Raw genomic sequence first — 18,143 nt, 5'->3', positions numbered from 1 at the left:
AAATCCCTGCGCTGCGCAGTGGCAGGGATTTCCCAAACCGGAGGGAGAATGCACAAACAGGAGGGCAACCAGCCCTACACAGCCGGAGCGGCAGCCTCCCGTTCCACCGGAACGCGTGCAGCCCGCAGCCCCAGGTACACCCGGTCCCGGGCAAACGGCGTCCGGGCGAACCGGATACCGGTGGCATCCCGCAGCGCATTGGCCAGCGCCGGCGCCACCGGATTGAACGGACTCTCGCTCATGGACTTGGCGCCCATCGGTCCCAGCGAATCGTCCGTGTCGGCAAAGAAGATCACCGTGCGCGGCACGTCGGCGAACGTGGGGACGTGGTACTCGCGCAGGATCCGGGTTTCCACCGTGCCCTCGGCGTCGATCCGCACCTCCTCGAACAATGCCGCACCGAGGGCCTGGGCAATGCCGCCCTCGATCTGGCCGCGGCACTGCAGCGGATTGACGACGACGCCGGCGTCCGCAGCATGCACGCTCTGCAGGATCCGGATCTCCCCGGTTCCCGCATGCACCGCCACCCGGAAGCCCTGCACGTTGAAGGCCACCGACCGCGGGGTGCCGCCCCACCGGCCCTCCGCCGACAGGTCAATGCCTTCCTCGCGGGCCCGGGCGGCGACGTCGGCCAGCGGCACCCGCTCGCCGCCGCACTCCACCGCGTCCGCCAGCAGATGCACCTGCGCCGAGGTGTGGTGAAACAGGGACGCGGCGAAGCCCTTGAGCAGGGTGGCCAGTTCCTCCGCCGCGGCCAGTGACGCCTTGCCCGCCACCACGGTGCCGGTGGAGCCGTACGCACCGGTGTCGTGGTCCACCAGATCGGTGTCCGACTGCCGGATCACCACCCGGTCCGCGGTGGTGTGCAGCGCCGTCGAGGCCAGCTGCGCGTGCACGGTGGTGGTGCCGTTACCGAACTCGGCGGTGCCGACGTCGAGCCCGTACCGGCCGTCCTCGCGCAGGGAAATCTTCGCGTGGCTGATGTGCCCGCGCGGCGGCACGGTGTCGATCATGGCGACGGCGGTGCCCTCGCCCACCAGCCACCCGCCGTCGTCGGCCGCGCCGGACGAAACGGAAAGCTCGGACGAAACGGAAAGTGCCGCCCCGGAGGTCTCCGCCCGCTGCCGCCCTGCAGCGAGAGCAGTAGACACCAGCTCCAGGCACTGGTCCAGGCCGTAGCTGCCGTAGTGCACGTCCTCGGCGGGTTCGGGGGCGGTGGACACCATGCGGTCACCCAGGGCCACCACGTTGCGGCGGCGGAAGTCCAGCGGATCCATGCCCAGTCCGCGGGCGAGTTCGTCCATGGCGGACTCGATCGCGAAGATCATCTGGCTCAGCCCGTAGCCGCGGAACGCCCCGGACGGCAGAGTGTTGGTGTAGACGGAGCGGGCATCCACTTTCTTGTTGGCGCACCTGTAAACGGCCACGGATTCCCCACAGCCGTGGAACATCACGCCGGGGGCGTGGTTGCCGTAGGCCCCGGTATTGGCAGTCACATCCAGAGCCAGGGCGGTCAGCGTGCCGTCCGCGGCGGCACCGGCCCGGACCTTCACGGCGAAGGGATGCCGGGTGGTGGTGGCAGTGAACTGCTCCTCGCGGGTCAGTTCCAGCTGCACCGGCCGGTTCAGCTTCAACGCGGCCAGCGCAACGAGGTCCTCGGTGAGTACTTCCTGCTTGCCGCCGAACCCGCCGCCCACCCGGCCGGCGAGCACGCGCACCGAGGCGAGCTTCAGCCCGAAGACCCGGCACAGCGTCCGCCGGACCAGGAACGGCACCTGCGTGGAGGTCCGCACCACCAGCCGGCCCAGGTCATCGAAGGACGCGATCGACCCGTGCGTCTCCAGCGCCACATGCTGCAGCCGCTGGCTGTAGTAGGTGTTCTCATGCACGACGTCGGCCGCGGCGAGTCCTGCGTCGACGTCGCCGATGTCGGAATGCAGTTCCGCCACGACATTTCCGGCGGTCCCGGGATGGACCTCCGGAGCTCCAGGTGCCAGGGCTGCAGCGGGGTCCAGCACGGCGGGCAGTATTTCGTAGTCGACTTTCAACGCACGCACACCCGCGGCCGCAGCGCCCACGGTGTCGGCGACGACGGCGGCCACCCGCTGGCCGCGGAACCTGACCACGCTGTCCAGTACCCGGGTGTCGTCGGGATCGTCGGTGTGCAGTTCGTGCTGGGCGGTGGAGAACAGCTGGTCCGGGGCGTCCTCGTGGGTCAGCACCGCTTCAACGCCGGGCACGGCCAGGGCGGCGCTCGCATCAATGGACAGGATCCGGGCATGGGCGTGCGGGGAGCGCAGGATCTTCAGATGCAGCAGCCCGGGCAGCTCCTCCGCCGGGACATCCAGGGTGTAGCGGGCGCGGCCGGTGACGATGTCCGGTCCGGCCGGGGCGGCCACGTTGGCCCCGACGGTCCGTGGCCCGCCGTCGGACGCGGTGTCCGCCTCGGTGTGCCGGTGCCCGCAGACCGCGTCCTCGATGGCCCGGTAGCCGGTGCAGCGGCAGAGGTTGCCCTTGAGGTTCCGGGGCAGGTTCGCTTTCTGCTGCTCGTCGAAGGTGGCGGCGGTCATCACCATGCCGGCGGTGCAGAACCCGCACTGGAAACCCTGCGCGTCCAGGAACTGCTGCTGCATCGGATGCAGCGCCTCGCCATCGGCCAGGCCCGCGCCGTCGGCCAGGCCTTCGATGGTGGTGATCTCCCGGCCCTCGGCGCGGACCGCCGGGTACAGGCAGCTGTGCACGGGCCGGCCGTCCACATGTACGGTGCACGCGCCGCAGTCGCCGGCGTCGCAGCCCTTCTTGACGCCCAGGGTGCCCTGTTCGCGCAGGAAGGTGCGGAGGCACTGGCCGGGGAAAGGCGCGGCGTCCACCTCGGCGTTGTTGATCCGGTACGTCACAGGGAACCGTCCTCCGGTGCGGGTGCGGGTGCAGCAAGTTCGGCGCGGATCTCCTCCGCCAGCCGATAGGTCATGTCCCGCCGCCATGCGGGCAGCCCGTGCACGTCGTCGTGCCAGAGTCCGGCATCAATCGCTTCCGCTAAACCGGCCCCCAGCCCGGCGGCGTCCGGCAGGGACGGAAAGCGCAGCTGGACCGGTCGTTTCGTGGCCGCGGTGACGGTGAGGACAAAACTGCCGTCCTCATCGGTCCGGCCGATCAGCAGCACCCCGGACCGGCCCAGGTTCGTCAGCGAGAGCCGCCGGAACGCGGTGCGGGCACGCAGCGCCGTGGCAGGAAGCGTGATGCTGCGCAGCAGTTCCCCGGGTGCCAGCGCGGTACGGCCGTCGCCGATGACGAGTTCGGCCACCGGCACCCGACGCACGGTGCCGCCGGGGGAGAGGACCAGTGCGGTGCCGTCGAGCGCCGCGGCCAGCGAGGTCATGGGCCCGGCGGGCAGGCCGGTGCAGATGTTCCCGCCGACCGTGGAGACGTTCCAAACCTTGAAGGAGGCCACAAACGAGTCGCAGCACGGCTGCATCAGGTCCAGCGCCGGCCAGGCCTGCCGCACCCGGGGCGGGACGGCGCCCGGGAACGTATACAGTTCCGCGATGGTGCAGGTGGCGGCAATCTCGAGTCCGTCGTCGTTCATCGCCAGCGGTTCCCAGCCGGCGGCGGTGAGGTCCAGCAGCCGCTGCAGGGTGTCGCTGCCGTAGGAGAACAGTACGGTGCCGCCGGCGAGCCAGGCGTCGCCGGGGCGCCAGTGCTGCGGGTCCGCGGTGCGGATCAGCTCGGAAACGGTGGGCAGGTCCATGGGGTTTCCTCAGCTGGCGTGGAGCCGGTTGACGGGATGGATGGGGCCGGAAACTGCGCCCAGCGGCTGGCCGCTCGCCGCAGCCCCGGACCGGGCGGCCACGATTTCGGCGAAGACGGACACCGCGGTCTCCTCGGGAGTGGCTGCACCGATGTCGAGGCCGATGGGGGAGTGCAGCTTCGCCAGCTCGACGCCGGTCAGCCCGGATTTTCGCAGGGCGGCCATGCGTGCGTCGTGGGTGCGGCGGGACCCCATGGCCCCCACATAGGCGAGGTCCAGGCGGAGGGCCTCGGTGAGGGCAGGGACATCGAACCGGGCGTCATGGCTGAGGACGCAGACCACCGTCCGGGCATCCAGCCGCCCGGCGACAGCCTCGTCCCGGAGGTAGTCCGCCGGCCGCTGCACGCGTACCTGGTGGGCGTCGGGAAAACGGTCCGGCGTGGTGAAGAGCGGCCGGGCATCGCAGATGGTCACGCGGTAGCCGAGCAGGCGTCCCTGCCGGGCGAGGGCGGCGGAAAAATCGTTCGCGCCGATGAGCACCAGCCGCGGCGGCGCCAGCCGGGACTCCAGGAACAGGACGGTGCTGCCGCCGTCGCAGTCCGGCCCGCCGGACGCTGAGCCCCGCTGTCCGCCGCGCAGCTCGACGACGCCGGTACGGCCCGAAGCCAGAAGGGGAGCGAGGCGGGCGGCGGCACGCGCCGGATCCGTGCCCAGCAGCGCGGCCAGTGCGGGACCGTGGGTGGAAAGCAGACCTGCCGGCGTGGCGGCCGTCCCGGCCGGGTCCTCGATAAACACCGGACGCGCGCCCGCGCCGTCGTCGATCCGCCGGATCAGGGCGCAGGGCGTGCCGGCAGCCGGAACGGACGGGATCCAGCCGGGGAGGACCGGAGCGATGAAGACGTCCAGGGTGCCGCCGCAGCTGAGTCCGACGGCGAACGCATCGGTGTCGCTGTACCCGAAGGACTCGAGCCGCGGGCAGCCGTCGGCGAGGACGTCCTCGGCGAGGGCGACGACGGCGGCCTCCACGCAGCCGCCCGAAAGCGACCCATGGACTCTCCCGGTGCCGCTGATCAGCATGGTGGTGCCCACCGGTCGGGGAACCGACCCGGAGGCTCGGACGATGGTTGCCGCGGCGCAGGGCAGGTCCCCTGCCGTGGCGGCTGCCAATTCCTCCAACATGTCCAACATCGCGGCCTACCCTCCAGCAAGGGGTGGCAAACGCCACCGGCTAGCCCAGCACTAAAGCGGGAAGTTCACCCTGCCGGAATAACGCGCAGAAGCCCCTAAATCCGCAGCTCAGTCACCTATTTCGAGACGCATTGCTTATCAATTACGGGCGGAAAAGAATGTCATTTGCCGTTGTGCATATCCGGCACTAAAACCCTAATGCCCCGGTAATTGCAGGGAAGCGTACCACGCGGTCCCCGCCCTAGGGATACCTCGCCGGAAATGATGTCCCTCCCGCCGACGCGTTCCTAGCGGTTATCCCGTCCGGCACGGGACAGTACGAGATAACCAAGCAGGGCCAGGCCCCACAGCAGGAACAACGGGTCCCAGAGCCAGGCATGCCCGATCGTCGCCATGCGGTCATACCCGGTGTCCGGGCGGATCAGCCCGGCGAGCACGGCATTGCTGACCACCGTGTTCGCACCGCCGTACAGAACCAACACCACGGCGCCGATCCAGCTCACCGTCCGCCACAGGCCCGGCCAGGGGAACCGGCCGTACGCCGCCGCCACCGGAATCACTGCGGCTGCCGCCTTGGCCAGTGCCACAGCTCCAAGCAGCAGCCCGGTCCGCAGCGGCGCGTCGGCGGATTCCTGCACCGCCCACTGGCCCACGGTGTCCAGCAGCCATCGGCCGCCCAGCGCCCAGTAGAGGCTGAATGCGGCGTGCAGCAGCCCGGCGGCGCAGGCCGTCCAGAGGCAGGCGCGGCCAAACCCGGTTGGGGCCTTTCGCCGGCTTGTTTTCCGTGCCATCCGCTGTCCCGTGGAGCGGTCCATAGGAATCATTCTGGAACCGGTCTTCGCGTTCCGGAAGGGTCCGCGGAACAGCGCCCAAACTAATCCGCGGTAATACGGCGGGTTGCATATGTTCCTTGACAGACACATCGGCGGCGAACAGACTGTCCCAAATATAAATTCCGTTTCCGGAACATCGAATCAAGTCGGCGACGCCGATGGTCAAGGGTGTCCAGCGCCGGCGGCGGAAGAGTCCTGACTGAAAGCTGACACCCGTGCCCTCAGAAGACGTGCCGACAGAAGCACCGGATTTCCTCGCCGCGTTCAACACCGCGTCCCGGCGGGACGCGGAGGAGATGCTGCGCCCCTGCGCCGACATTCCCCGGTGGTGCAACGAGGTGGCCGCCGCCCGCCCGTTCGCCACCCCCGGCGAGCTGCTGAGCTTCGCGGAACTTGCCGCCCCGGACTTCACCGAGGCGGAGATCGACGCCGCCCTGGCCCACCACCCGCGCATCGGCGACAGCCCGAAGGGCAGCGGCGCCGAAGCACGGCTTTCCCGCCGGGAGCAGGAGTCCGTGAGCGGACTCGAGGAGATCCAGGACCGGCTGCAGGCCGGCAACCGGGCGTATGAAGACCGGTTTGGACGCGTTTTCCTCATCCGTGCCGCCGGCCGCAGCGCCGAGGACATCCTCGCCGTCCTCGAAGAACGACTGCAGCACAACGACACCGAGGAACTCCCCGTCGTTGCAGCCCAGCTGCGGGACATCGCCATCCTCCGACTCGAAGGACTGCTGAACGCATGAGCCGCAGCCACGTCACCACCCACATCCTGGACACCGGCGCCGGAAAGCCCGCCGCCGGCGTCGCCGCCTCCCTCTGGTTCCTGCGCGACGACGGCGCGACCCGGGTGGGCGAGGGAACCACCGACGGGGACGGCCGGATCGGCAGCCTCGGCCCGGCGGAACTGGAACCGGGCACCTACCGGATCGATTTCGCCACCGGCGCCTACTTCGCCGCCACGGGAACGGACACCTTCTTCCCCAGCGTCTCCCTGACCTTTAGCCTCACCGATCCGGGCCAGCACTACCACGTTCCGCTGCTGCTGAGCCCGTTTGCCTACTCCACCTACCGAGGAAGCTGAGCCATGACAGAAGCGAAACAGGCCCCCGCGGGGGGCAACACCGCCACGGCGGGTGTGGAGGGGGTCGTGCTCGGCCGCAACCAGTACGGCAAGGCCGAGGTCCGGCTGGTGAAGGTCACCCGCGACACTGCCCGGCACCAGCTCGAGGACCTCAGCGTCACCTCCCAGCTGCACGGCGACTTCGATGCGGCCCACACGCAGGGGGACAACTCCTCCGTGGTGGCCACCGATACGCAGAAGAACACCATCTACGCCTTCGCCCGCGACGGCGTCGGCTCACCCGAGGCGTTCCTGCTCCGCCTGGAGCAGCACTTCACCGGGGAATTCGGCTGGGTCACCGGCGGACGCTGGGCCGCGGAGCAGTACTTCTGGAACCGGATCAGCAACCACGACCATGCCTTCGCCAAGGACAAGTCCGAAGTCCGCACCGCCCTGCTGCTGTCCGCCGCCGGGGAGCGGCAGCTGGTCTCCGGGATCAGCGGCCTGACCGTGCTCAAATCCACCGGCTCCGAGTTCCACGGCTTCCCGCGGGACCGCTACACCACCCTCGCCGAAACCACTGACCGGATCCTCGCCACCGACGTCACGGCCAAATGGCGCTACGCCCCGGACGCGGACCTGGCCGCACTGGATTTCACCTCTCTCTATGCCTCGGCGCGGACCCTGCTGCTGGATGCCTTCGCCGGGACGCACTCCCTGGCCCTGCAGCAGAGCATGTATGAAATGGGCAAGGCCGTGATTGCCGCCCACCCGGAGATCGTTGAAGTCCGCCTCTCGCTGCCGAATAACCACCACTTCCTGGTGGACCTGACACCGTTTGGCCTGGACAACCCCAACGAGGTGTTCTTCGCCGCGGACCGCCCCTACGGGCTGATCGAAGCCTCCGTACTGCGTGAGGGCACGGACCCGGATGCATCGGTGTGGAACACCGTGGGCGGGTTCTGCTGATGCTCCCTCGCTCCCGGGACTCCGCCGCCGCGGATGAACCCGTCCTCGGCGTCGAGCACCTGGCCCGGCTCGATGCCGTCCTCGCGGACACGGACCGGCTGCTCACCGCGGCCTACCCGGGCGACGACGGCACCCGGCAGCCCGTGCACACCGTCTATGTTCCGGCGGACCGCTGCGTGCCCGCCCTGCCCGAAAGCTGGGGCGAGGACGCGCTGGCCGCCCTGGCCGCGCACGGATCCCTCGCTGAGCTGGCGGACCGGCTGGGCCTGGACGCCCGCGTGGCCGACGCCGTCGTGCCGCTGGTGGAGGCGAAGCTGCGCACCGAACCGATCGAGGACCTACGCCTGGACTTCGAGGACGGGTACGGACTCCGGCCCGACGACGAGGAGGACGGCCATGCCCGGCAGGCGGCCGCCGCCGTGGCCGAGGCCGTGGCGGCCGGAACCGCCCCGCCGTTTGTCGGCATCCGGTTCAAGTCCTTCGAAGCGTCCACCCGCGCCCGCGGCGTCCGCACCCTGGACCTGTTCCTGGCCGGCCTGGTGGCCGCCGGTCCGCTGCCGGAGGGACTGGTGCTGACCCTGCCCAAGGTCTCCACCGTGGAACAGGTCGAGGCCATGGTCTACATCTGCGAACTGCTGGAGGACGCCCACGGGCTGCCCGAAGGGCGGCTGCGGTTCGAGGTGCAGGTGGAAACCCCGCAGCTGGTCCTGGCCGCCAACGGCACGGTGCCCGCCGCGCAGCTGATCCACCGGGCCAAGGGCCGGGTCTCCGCCCTGCACTACGGCACCTACGACTATTCCGATTCGGTGCAGATCGCCGCGGCCTACCAGTCTATGGAGCATCCGGCCGCGGACTACGCCAAGGCCGTGATGCAGGTGGCCGCCGCCGGCACCGGCGTCCGGCTTTCGGACGGCTCCACCAACATCCTGCCGCTGGGCACGCCCGCCGAGATCCGTTCCGCCTGGCAACTGCACGCCCGGCTGGTGCGCCGCTCTCTGGAACACGGCTTCTACCAGGGCTGGGACCTGCACCCGGCGCAGCTGCCCACCCGCTTCCTGGCGACGTACGCCTTTTACCGGGAGGGGTACGACGACGCCGCGGCGCGCCTGCGCAGTTACGTGCAGAAACGCGGCGGCAGCGTGCTCGACGAACCGGCCACCGCCCGCGCGCTGGCCCGGTTTGTCCATCGGGGAATGCTCTGCGGAGCGCTCACCGAGGCGGAGATTGCGCGGGACACCGGGCTGACCGGCGTCGAACTTGCCGCCCTGGCCCACCCCCGCGCTACCCGCCCCTCCACCGCCGCCGACGAAAAGGTCCGCTAGTGAACACGCCCCGCTACTACGCCCCCGAGGGCGGCCTGCCCGCCCAGACCGAGCTGCTCACCGGACGGGCTGTGGTCACCGAGGCCTACACTGTGATTCCGCGCGGCGTGCTGCGGGACATCGTGGTCAGCGTGCTGCCCGAATGGACCGATACCCGCGCCTGGATCCTGAACCGGCCGGTGGCGGGCGGCGCCACTACCTTCGCCCAGTACCTGATGGAGGTGGCCCCGGGCGGCGGTTCCCGGGCGCCCGAACCGGAACTTGAAGTGCAGTCCTTTATTTTCGTCCTCGAGGGCACCCTGACCGTCCGCCGGCTGGGCCGGGACCATGTGCTGACCCCGGGCGGGTTCGCCTACCTGCCGCCCGAAACGCTGTGGGGCGCGTTCAACGAGGGGCAGGAACCGGCGAAGTTCGCCTGGATCCGCAAGGCACACCAGCCGCTGCCGGGACACACCCCGGCGCCGGTCTTCGGCAACGAGGCGGACATCGCGCCGACGCCGATGCCCGGCACGGACAACAAATGGCGCACCACCCGGATGATCCCGGTGGACGACGTCGCTTATGACATGCACGTGAACGTGGTGACCTTTGAACCCGGTGCCGTGATTCCGTTTGCCGAAACCCATGTGATGGAGCACGGGCTGTACGTGCTCGAGGGCAAGGCCGTGTACCGGCTCAACCAGGACTGGGTGGAGGTGGAGGAAGGCGACTATCTGTCCCTGCGGGCGTTCTGCCCGCAGGCCTGTTACGCCGGCGGCCCGTCGAACTTCCGCTACCTCCTTTATAAGGACGTGAACCGCCAGGTCCTGCTGGGAGGCCGGTGATGCACGACGGTACCCGCGCCGGATACTCGGTGAACTGCTCCATTCTGTTCACCGAACTGCCACTGCTGGCACGCCCGGCCGCCGCGCGCGCCGCGGGCTTCGACACCGTGGAGTTCTGGTGGCCGTTTACCGAACCGGTGCCGCCGCAGGCGCAGGTGGCGGAGTTCGAGGCAGCCATCCGCGACGCCGGGGTGCGGCTGGGGGCCCTGAACTTCGACGCCGGGGCAATGCCCGCGGGCGAACGGGGCCTGCCCTCCCTGCCGGACCGGGGAGCGGACTTCCGGGCCAACGTGCAGGTGGTGGCGGGAATCGGCGAACGGTTGGGCTGCCGGCTGTTCAACGCCCTCTACGGCAACCGCAACCCCCGCTTTAGCCCCCAGGAGCAGGACGCCGAAGCCGGGCGGAACCTGCTGGAGGGGGCCCGCGCCGTCGCGCCCTTCGGCGGAACCGTGCTGCTGGAACCGCTCAGCGGCGCCCCGGACTATCCCCTGAAAACCGCGGCGGACGTGTTCGCGGTGCTGGACCGGATGCACGCCGCCGGGGCCGCCAACACGGCGCTGCTCGCCGATTTCTACCATCTGGCGGTGAACGGCGACGACGTGGCGGCGCTGGTGGCCGCCGACGCCGGCCGGTTCGGGCACGTCCAGATTGCCGATGCGCCCGGCCGCGGGGCACCCGGAACCGGAACCCTGCCCCTGGCGGACTGGATCCGGGCGAGTCGCAGCGGCGGTTACCGCGGGGAGGTGTCGCTGGAATACGCGGCGCCGGTTTCCGGGGCGTTTGACTGGTTGGAGCCGGAGGCGGCTGCCGCTGGGAAGCCGGTGGCAGACCGCTACGACCTGGTGATCCGCGGCAACGCCGTCCTCACCCCGGAAGGAATTGTCCCGGCCGAAGTGGCCGTCCGGGACGGCTCGATTGCCGCCGTCGTCCCCCTGGGTGCCGGGCTGGCGGGGGAGCGGCTGCTGGAACTGGCCGACGATGAAACGCTGCTGCCCGGACTGGTGGACACCCACGTGCACGTGAACGAGCCCGGGCGCACCGAGTGGGAGGGGTTCGCCTCGGCCACCCGGGCGGCGGCGGCCGGCGGCATCACTACCCTGATCGACATGCCGCTGAACAGCATCCCGCCCACGGTGACCGTGGAGGCGCTGGAGATCAAGCGGGCCTGCGCGGCGCCGCAGGCCGCCGTCGACGTCGGGTTCTGGGGCGGAGCCGTTCCGGGAAACGAAGCGGACCTGCGTCCCCTGCACGACGCCGGCGTGTTCGGCTTCAAATGCTTCCTGGTCCACTCCGGCGTCGACGAATTCCCGCACCTGGAACCGGCGGAAATGGAAACCGTCCTCGCCGAACTGAAGACCGTCGACGCCCTGCTGATCGTCCACGCCGAGGACCCGGGCCAGATCCGGGACACCCCGGCCGGTCCGCAGTACGCCGGCTTCCTGGCCTCGCGGCCGCCGGAAGCGGAAAACAGCGCCGTCGGGCAGGTCATTGAGGCGGCACGGCGCACCGGAGCGCGGGCGCATATCCTGCACCTGTCCTCCGCCGAGGCGCTGCCGCTGATCCGCGCGGCGAAGGACGACGGCGTCCGCCTCACCGCCGAAACCTGCCCGCACTACCTGACGCTGACGGCCGAGGAGATTCCGGACGGCGCCACGGCGTTCAAATGCTGCCCGCCGATCCGCGCGGACGCGAACCGGGAACAGCTCTGGGCCGGCCTGGCGGACGGAACCATCGACTGCATCGTGTCGGACCATTCGCCCAGCACCCAGGACCTGAAGGACCTGGTGCGCGGGGACTTCGGTGTTGCCTGGGGCGGGGTGTCTTCGCTGCAGCTGGGGCTGGCGCTGATCTGGACCGAGGCCCGTACCCGGGGGATTTCGCTGGAGCGGGTGGTGCACTGGATGTCCGCGGCTCCCGCTGCTTTGGCCGGGCTGGACCGGAAGGGCGGCATTGTGCCGGGCCGGGACGCGGACTTCGCGGTCTTCGCGCCGGCGGAAACCTTCACCGTGGATCCGGCGGCTCTGCAGCACCGGAATCCGGTCACGCCGTACGCGGGGAAGCGGCTCACCGGCGTTGTGCGCCGCACGCTGCTGGCCGGCGTCGACGTCGACCCTGGCGTTCCCGCCGGCCGGCTGCTGCGCCGGGGCGAGGCGTAGCGGAAGTCAACGGTGGCCGGGCGCCCACCGCACAGGGGTGACGGTGGCCACATGACGGCCGTCGCATTTTCGGAACCGCCAGCCGTGAAAGTAATGTCTTATTTATGGCCCCCTTCCGAAACAGCCGCGCAGCTGCCCTCCCCGCCAAACTGTCCCGTTCCTGGCTGCTGGCCTCCGCCGCAGATGAAGCAAATTTTGCACCGGCGCTGGCGTCCGAGGCCGATTCGGTGGTCTTCGACATGGAAGATGCCGTTCCCGCCGGCGGCAAGGCCGAAGCCCGCGAACGCGTCGTCGAGGCGCTCTCCACCGGCATGACCGCGTGGGTGCGCGTCAACGGCATCGAAACCGACTACTGGGCCGATGACCTCGCTGCCCTCTCGAAGGCCCCCGGCCTGCGCGGCGTGATGCTCGCCATGACCGAAAAGCCCGAGCAGGTCACGCACACCGCCATGCGCCTGCAGGCCGGCACCCCGGTGCTGGCCCTGGTGGAATCGGCCCTGGGTATTGAAAATGCCACCGCCATCGCCAGCGCGCCGGGCACCTTCCGCCTCGCATTCGGCGTCGGCGATTTCCGCCGCGACACCGGCGCCTCGGATGATCCGATGGCACTGGCCTACGCCCGCTCCAAGCTCGTGGTCGCCTCCCGCGTCGGCCAGCTGCCCGGCCCGATCGACGGTCCCACCGTCGGCGCACTGGGTGAAAAGCTGCTGGAAGCCTGCAAGGTCACGCAGAGCATGGGCATGACCGGCAAGCTGTGCCTGATGCCCGAGGCCACGGACTTCATCAATCAGGGTCTCTCGCCGAGCGAATCCGAAATCACCTGGGCCCACGAGCTGCTGGAGGCGCATGCCGCCGGAGCCGTGGTGGGCGACGGCTCCTACCTGCCGCGCCTGGCCCGCGCCCAGAAGATCTCCTCGCTGGCGGACTCCTACGGACTCTGGAACGCCTAGAAATTATTCGTTCCACACAGCTGCGGTATCCGGTGCGGGTGCCGCAGCTGTGCCGCTTAAGCGGCAGGTTCGCTGTGTGAGGCAGCAGTGGTAATACCAGTTTGCCCCAGAAGGTACCATCAACGCATGGAGTTTCAGCCGCCTACGGCTTCTCAGGATTTGCTTTTCGGCGACGCGATCATGGGCATGCTCATGAATCAGATTGTCACTATGGAACCGGGAGACCGCCTGCCAAGTGAACGCGAGCAGGCGCTGCGGTTCAATGTGAGCCGGACCGCTCTTCGAGACCGGATAGGCCGGCTGGAGTCGCTGGGTGTTTTGGAGCGAAGGGACAGGGCTGGAACTTTCGTCATCGGGCTTCGTCCGGAAACGGTTAGTGAAGTGCTGACCCTGGGGCTGATGGGATCGAAAATAACTGTTGATTCCCTGGTGCCGGTTCGTGTGGCGCTGGAACGGCAGGCAGCGATTGAAGCGGCGAGGCGAGTTGACCACGTCAACTGCGCCCACATGGCCGTAGCGGTGGACCGCATGGATGCCTCTGATGACTCATCTGAACTGCATGCGGCAGACATGGCATTCCATCAAGCCCTCTTTAATGCCTCGGGATCGCAAGGGCTGGTGTTTTTCGCCAAGGTCCTCTCGACGGTCCTGTCCAATACCATGCGGCACCTCGCACTCGACCAGGACCGGGTCCGAATGCGCATCCTGCATCGGGCGATTCTGGAAGCGGTGCAGTCCGGAGATGAAGGTGCCGCAGTTATGGCCGTTGACGATCACTTCTCCTGGCTTGATGAACTCATAAATCACACGACTTAGCGGAGCCGCAGGAGCTTCCCCCGTGCTCCTGCCGTGCGGGGTTGCGCACACAAAAGTATTTAAATCTGGTTACTCCAGACTCTTGTCTGGTAGTACCAACTACGACACACTGGGGGTATTCGCAGTGCCACACCGACGTTGCACCTGTGTTTGAACTTGGTTAATCCAACCTCGCGCATCACCGCACCGCCCTCCGCCAGACAACCACCGTTGCTGGGGGAGTATCACTCAAGGAGGAGAAGAATGAAGGCGAAGCACATTGTTCCCGTACTGACCGCCGCGCTGATGCTAACCGCGTGTGGTTCCGGATCCAGTAACGCAGGTGCCGGGGAAGAAGGGGAGACATATAACTGGGACTTCACCGTGACCGTAAGCGATACGTCGAGTTGGTACTTGGGTGCCGAGCGGTTCGCGGAGATTCTCAATGAAGAGAGCGATGGACGCATCACGGTTAACGTCTACGCAAATGAGCAGCTCTCCGGTGGAGATGCGGCTGCCGGCGTCGAACAACTAATGAACGGTGACAAAGCCTTTTCCTACAACTCAACCATCATCTACTCCGGCATTGATCCCCGATACGGGGCCATCAATGCTCCATTCCTCTATAAGGACTACGAGGAAGCAGACGCGGCCATTGAAGCCGGGGCACTCGATGCCTACAAGGAACTCGCCAACGAGCAGGGGGTTGAACTCCTTGGGTTCGGGGAGTCAGGGTTCCGTCAGATCACGAACAACAGCAAAGAGATTGTCGCCCCCGAGGACCTGAAGGCATTGAAGTTTCGGGTTCCCGGCTCGAGCATGTTCCTCGACATCTATTCCGCAATGGATGCAGACCCGATCACCATGAACTTCAGCGAAGTATTCACCTCGCTGCAAAACGGAACCATCGACGGCCAGGAGAATCCCTACGACGTGATTGCCTCCAACGGCCTGATGGAAGTCCAGGAGTATCTGACTGTCTGGAACTACATTTACGACCCGCTCATGCTGGGCATGAACAAGGACATGTATGAGGAGCTGAGCGATTCCGATAAAGAACTCGTTCAGAAGGCAGCCGCCGAGGCCAACGAACTGCAGAAGAAGACCAACCGTGAACGCGGCGAGGAGCAGCTCGCGGAAATGAAGTCGACGATGACTGTCACCGAACTCAATGAGGAACAGGTTTCCGTCTTCCGTGATTCCATGGGGCCGATTTACGACAAATATGAATCGGTGTGGACAGCAGATCTCGCTGAAGCAGTGAAGCCCAAATAGCGATGAAGGCAGTCGCATCCACTTTCGACCGCACGCTGACTTCGCTCGAGAACGCACTGATTGTCGCCACCTTTGCGAGCATCACGCTTCTGGCGTTCGTGAATGTTGTCAGCCGTTATGCGCTTCATGCTTCGCTCTCGTGGAGCAACGAACTCGTTGTAGGTCTGGCCGTGTACCTGATCATGATCGGAACCTCGGCCGCCATCCGCATGAACGCACACCCGGCCTTCACCATCCTCCAAGACGTTGCCCGCCCGATCCTGCGCAAAATCGTGGTCATCGCGATAGCCGTCGCGATGTTCACCTTCCTGGCCATCCTCCTGTGGCTGGGGTGGGACATGGTCGCTAGCCAATTCGATCGGGGCCGTGCAACCCCGGCACTCGGACTGCCGCAGTGGCTTCTGTCGCTCGCGCTACCCCTCGGAGCCGTCCTGGGCATGGTTCGAGTGGTGCAGATGGCCGTCACCGCTATTCAACATGACGAGCAGAGCTCAAGCCAGCTCCTGCCGGGAGGGTAACCACATGCTTGAGCTCGTTCTCTTCGGATCATTCCTACTTTTGCTTTTCCTCGGTGTTCCTGTCGCCTTTTCGATGGGCATCTCCTCCTTAGTAACCATCCTGTACATGCAGGGCGTGAACGCACTGTTCCCGTCGTCGGGAATCATGTACGCATCAATGGCCTCCGAAACTCTCCTCGCCATCCCGTTCTTCATACTGGCTGGCGTCATCATGGAACTGACGGGCATCTCCGCCCGGCTGATCGAACTCGCCGACGCCTGCGTCGGGCACCGCAAAAGCGGAATCGCACTCACCACCATTCTGGCGGCTCTGGTGTTCTCCTCGATCTCCGGATCGGGACCGGCAACAGTGGCAGCGCTGGGCGGAATACTAATCCCCGCTCTCGCAAAACACGGGTACAAAAAACGGCATGCTGCAGCCCTGGTGGCAAGCGCCGGCGAGATGGGAATCGTAATCCCACCCAGCATCGCATTCATCGTCTTCGCCGTAGTAGCGAGCGACTACGAACGCATCTCCATCGGACGGCTCTTCGCCGCAGGTGTGCTGCCGGGACTGTGCATGGGCCTTGCGTTCTACCTGGTCGCCCGGTTTTTGCCCAGGGAAATGGAGCAGGCCAAGGCAAGTGCAAAGCTGCACGCAGCGCACGCCCTGGGCCGTCCCAAAGATCCGGCGGGTGGGACAGCGCCCGATGCTGGAGGGGCAGCCCCATCGACCCCGGATGTCGCTCCGCGTCAGGGTGCCGCCGAGGTCGGGCCGGAACGTGCGAATCCTGCCACCATGACCCTTGCGGACATTCCGCACGATACCTCTATCCAAATCCGAACCACGCGGGCACCGGCACGAGTGATCCGTAAAGCGCTGGTCCGTGCCATCCCAGGGCTCATGATGCCTTTTATCATCTTGGGCGGAATCTACGGTGGCGTCTTCACGCCTACTGAATCGGCCGCCGTGGCTGCGGTCTATGCCCTGATTATCGGTTTGTTTGTGATGAGGGACCTGAAGGTCGCGGATGTTTACAAGATTTTTGCCACTGCGGGCGTGCAAGCCGCGCGCATTATGTTCATCATCGCTACAGCGACACTCTTTGCGTACGTGATCACGAAGTATCAGATTGCAGAGACCGTTGCTGAAGGCCTTCTGTCGCTGACCAGCAACACGGTGATCCTTGTCCTGCTCATCAATTTGGTCCTCCTGATCGCAGGCATGTTCCTGGACGCCATTTCCGCCTTCTATCTCTTCATCCCGCTCTTTGTCCCGGTGCTGCTGGAACTGGGAATGGACATGACCACAATTGGGGTGTTTATGACGGTTAACCTTGCGCTTGGGCTGGTCACGCCGCCTGTGGGGATCGACCTGTTCGTTGCGGCCGGCATCGCCAAAATCCCCTTCGGAGAAGCAATCAAGGGTATCTGGCCGTTCTTCCTGGCGGGCCTCGGCGTCCTCATGCTGGTGACGTTTGTGCCCGCACTCAGCAATTTCCTTCCCGATCTTCTCGGCCTGTAATGGGCATCAACCAGGAGGCCACATGAATGTGGAAACACTCGCCGGAAAGAGTGCAATCGTCACCGGCGGCGCCCGCGGTATCGGACACGCGATCGCCTTGCGTCTTGCCGAGCAGGGCGCCGATGTTTGCATAGTTGACGTCATCGACGCCACCGAGGCAGCGCGGGACATCACGGACCGCACGGGCAGGAAGGTTATGACGGCCGCCGTAGACGTTCGGAGCCGGGCAGAGGTGTCAGCATGCGTGCAATCGGTTGTCGACGCCTTCGGAACAGTCGACATTGTGGTTAACAATGCAGGCACATGCGGGCGAATTGACCTCGAAACCATGGATGACGAAACCTGGACTCGCGATATCGAGACCAATTTGCGAGGAACGTTTCTTTTCACCCAAGCGGCCATTTATCCCCATATGAAGAACCAAGGCGATGGCCGCATCATCAACATCAGCTCGATCAGCGGGATTATGGGCGGCCCCTATGCCTCAGGGGACGGGGCAGGACGGTCCGGCCCCTCCTACGCAGCGTCAAAGGGCGGGGTCATCGCATTCACCAAATGGGTGGCGAAAGAAGTCGGAACCCTCGGCATCACCTGCAACACCGTTGCCCCCGGCCCTATCGAGACGCCGATGACCGACAACATGAGCTACTCCTTTGACAACCAGGCCATCAAACGGCTCGGAACGCCCGTCGAGGTAGCCGCAGCCGTCTCCTACCTCGCTTCACCCGAAGCAGCCTTCGTCACCGGCGACACTCTCAAGGTCTGCGGCGGAGCTGCCATCGGCTGAATGTGGGACCCCTCTTATTTTGCATCTCTTGGTAGTACCAATTTCTAAAGAGGTCATTCCAAACCCCGGAACCCGGCCTCGTAACTGCTCACCACCCTCGAGCAAGAAACGAGTCGCAATGCTGACACTTGTTCACCCTGGACCGCAGACTAGACCGCGGTTGATCGCCTTTGAGTCACGCATGTCCTCAGCAGTAATCCGGCTTAAGCCCGGA

General features: G+C 66.6%; 16 protein-coding genes and 1 pseudogene. 13 read left to right on the top strand and 4 right to left on the bottom strand.

The genetic code is table 11. The features are described from left to right. Positions 1 to 74 precede the first annotated feature (74 nt). From LOC60_RS04105 to LOC60_RS04090, 4 genes are all read right to left on the bottom strand, one after another. Positions 75 to 2,897, bottom strand: a complete 2,823-nt coding sequence (locus LOC60_RS04105; protein WP_230022388.1) for a molybdopterin-dependent oxidoreductase — start codon at positions 2,895 to 2,897, stop codon at positions 75 to 77. Beyond that, positions 2,894 to 3,748, bottom strand: a complete 855-nt coding sequence (locus LOC60_RS04100) for an FAD binding domain-containing protein (protein WP_230022375.1) — start codon at positions 3,746 to 3,748, stop codon at positions 2,894 to 2,896. Before LOC60_RS04100 ends, LOC60_RS04105 begins: the two co-directional genes overlap by 4 nt. Positions 3,749 to 3,757: 9 nt before the next feature. Further along, entirely contained in the window at positions 3,758 to 4,936 is a 1,179-nt protein-coding gene (locus LOC60_RS04095; RefSeq protein WP_230022372.1) for an XdhC family protein, read from the bottom strand. Between the two features lie 287 nt (positions 4,937 to 5,223). Further along, positions 5,224 to 5,751, bottom strand: a complete 528-nt coding sequence (locus LOC60_RS04090) for a DUF3995 domain-containing protein (protein WP_230022369.1) — start codon at positions 5,749 to 5,751, stop codon at positions 5,224 to 5,226. Between the two features lie 233 nt (positions 5,752 to 5,984). Between LOC60_RS04090 and uraD the strand changes: the two genes are divergently transcribed. The 13 genes and pseudogenes from uraD (at position 5,985) to LOC60_RS04025 (ending at position 17,929) form a co-directional block, all read left to right on the top strand. Further along, positions 5,985 to 6,512 carry a 2-oxo-4-hydroxy-4-carboxy-5-ureidoimidazoline decarboxylase gene (gene uraD / locus LOC60_RS04085; RefSeq protein ID WP_230022366.1) on the top strand — a complete coding sequence of 176 codons (528 nt, stop codon included), beginning with the start codon at positions 5,985 to 5,987 and terminating at the stop codon, positions 6,510 to 6,512. Continuing rightward, positions 6,509 to 6,850, top strand: coding sequence for a hydroxyisourate hydrolase (gene uraH / locus LOC60_RS04080; RefSeq protein WP_230022364.1), 342 nt, complete (start codon positions 6,509 to 6,511; stop codon positions 6,848 to 6,850). Before uraD ends, uraH begins: the two co-directional genes overlap by 4 nt. A 3-nt stretch (positions 6,851 to 6,853) precedes the next feature. Next, entirely contained in the window at positions 6,854 to 7,798 is a 945-nt protein-coding gene (pucL, locus tag LOC60_RS04075; protein WP_230022363.1) for a factor-independent urate hydroxylase, read from the top strand. Continuing rightward, complete coding sequence (locus LOC60_RS04070; RefSeq protein WP_230022362.1) at positions 7,798 to 9,120, top strand: DUF6986 family protein; 1,323 nt, start codon at positions 7,798 to 7,800, stop codon at positions 9,118 to 9,120. The genes pucL and LOC60_RS04070 overlap by 1 nt, the downstream gene beginning before the upstream one ends. After that, positions 9,120 to 9,944 carry a bifunctional allantoicase/(S)-ureidoglycine aminohydrolase gene (locus LOC60_RS04065; RefSeq protein WP_230022355.1) on the top strand — a complete coding sequence of 275 codons (825 nt, stop codon included), beginning with the start codon at positions 9,120 to 9,122 and terminating at the stop codon, positions 9,942 to 9,944. The genes LOC60_RS04070 and LOC60_RS04065 overlap by 1 nt, the downstream gene beginning before the upstream one ends. Then, positions 9,944 to 10,753 (top strand): annotated as a pseudogene (locus LOC60_RS04060) (TIM barrel protein); the annotation flags it as partial. The gene LOC60_RS04065 and the pseudogene LOC60_RS04060, both read left to right, overlap by 1 nt. Before the next feature lie 12 nt (positions 10,754 to 10,765). Beyond that, the gene (gene allB / locus LOC60_RS04055) at positions 10,766 to 12,100 is read left to right on the top strand and encodes an allantoinase AllB (RefSeq protein WP_230022880.1); all 1,335 of its coding nucleotides are present in this window, start codon (positions 10,766 to 10,768) and stop codon (positions 12,098 to 12,100) included. A 104-nt stretch (positions 12,101 to 12,204) separates the two neighbouring features. Next, positions 12,205 to 13,050: an HpcH/HpaI aldolase/citrate lyase family protein gene (locus LOC60_RS04050; RefSeq protein ID WP_230022352.1), complete on the top strand. Its 846-nt coding sequence runs from the start codon at positions 12,205 to 12,207 to the stop codon at positions 13,048 to 13,050. 126 nt (positions 13,051 to 13,176) lie between these two features. After that, entirely contained in the window at positions 13,177 to 13,866 is a 690-nt protein-coding gene (locus LOC60_RS04045) for a FadR/GntR family transcriptional regulator (RefSeq protein ID WP_230022349.1), read from the top strand. A 243-nt stretch (positions 13,867 to 14,109) separates the two neighbouring features. Next, positions 14,110 to 15,120, top strand: coding sequence for a DctP family TRAP transporter solute-binding subunit (locus LOC60_RS04040; RefSeq protein WP_230022346.1), 1,011 nt, complete (start codon positions 14,110 to 14,112; stop codon positions 15,118 to 15,120). Positions 15,121 to 15,122: 2 nt separating this feature from the next. After that, positions 15,123 to 15,638 (top strand): TRAP transporter small permease, encoded by a 516-nt coding sequence (locus LOC60_RS04035; protein WP_230022343.1) that lies wholly within the window; start codon positions 15,123 to 15,125, stop codon positions 15,636 to 15,638. 4 nt (positions 15,639 to 15,642) lie between these two features. Beyond that, positions 15,643 to 17,142, top strand: coding sequence for a TRAP transporter large permease (locus tag LOC60_RS04030; protein ID WP_230022341.1), 1,500 nt, complete (start codon positions 15,643 to 15,645; stop codon positions 17,140 to 17,142). 22 nt (positions 17,143 to 17,164) lie between these two features. Continuing rightward, positions 17,165 to 17,929 carry an SDR family NAD(P)-dependent oxidoreductase gene (locus tag LOC60_RS04025; RefSeq protein ID WP_230022340.1) on the top strand — a complete coding sequence of 255 codons (765 nt, stop codon included), beginning with the start codon at positions 17,165 to 17,167 and terminating at the stop codon, positions 17,927 to 17,929. Positions 17,930 to 18,143: the final 214 nt, after the last annotated feature.

The sequence above is a fragment of the Arthrobacter sp. zg-Y769 genome, assembly GCF_020907405.1.
Taxonomy (GTDB): domain Bacteria; phylum Actinomycetota; class Actinomycetes; order Actinomycetales; family Micrococcaceae; genus Arthrobacter_B.
The sequence above is the reverse complement of the archived record's forward strand: the minus strand, read 5'-3'. Positions and strand labels throughout refer to the sequence as shown.

Bases quoted from the DNA above. Each gene is read 5' to 3' on its own strand.
- LOC60_RS04100 (WP_230022375.1), bottom strand. From the start codon at position 3,748: ATGGACCTGCCCACCGTTTCCGAGCTGATCCGCACCGCGGACCCGCAG.
- LOC60_RS04095 (WP_230022372.1), bottom strand. From the start codon at position 4,936: ATGTTGGACATGTTGGAGGAATTGGCAGCCGCCACGGCAGGGGACCTG.
- LOC60_RS04090 (WP_230022369.1), bottom strand. From the start codon at position 5,751: ATGGACCGCTCCACGGGACAGCGGATGGCACGGAAAACAAGCCGGCGA.
- uraH (WP_230022364.1), top strand. From the start codon at position 6,509: ATGAGCCGCAGCCACGTCACCACCCACATCCTGGACACCGGCGCCGGA.
- pucL (WP_230022363.1), top strand. From the start codon at position 6,854: ATGACAGAAGCGAAACAGGCCCCCGCGGGGGGCAACACCGCCACGGCG.
- LOC60_RS04070 (WP_230022362.1), top strand. From the start codon at position 7,798: ATGCTCCCTCGCTCCCGGGACTCCGCCGCCGCGGATGAACCCGTCCTC.
- LOC60_RS04050 (WP_230022352.1), top strand. From the start codon at position 12,205: ATGGCCCCCTTCCGAAACAGCCGCGCAGCTGCCCTCCCCGCCAAACTG.
- LOC60_RS04045 (WP_230022349.1), top strand. From the start codon at position 13,177: ATGGAGTTTCAGCCGCCTACGGCTTCTCAGGATTTGCTTTTCGGCGAC.
- LOC60_RS04040 (WP_230022346.1), top strand. From the start codon at position 14,110: ATGAAGGCGAAGCACATTGTTCCCGTACTGACCGCCGCGCTGATGCTA.
- LOC60_RS04035 (WP_230022343.1), top strand. From the start codon at position 15,123: ATGAAGGCAGTCGCATCCACTTTCGACCGCACGCTGACTTCGCTCGAG.
- LOC60_RS04030 (WP_230022341.1), top strand. From the start codon at position 15,643: ATGCTTGAGCTCGTTCTCTTCGGATCATTCCTACTTTTGCTTTTCCTC.
- LOC60_RS04025 (WP_230022340.1), top strand. From the start codon at position 17,165: ATGAATGTGGAAACACTCGCCGGAAAGAGTGCAATCGTCACCGGCGGC.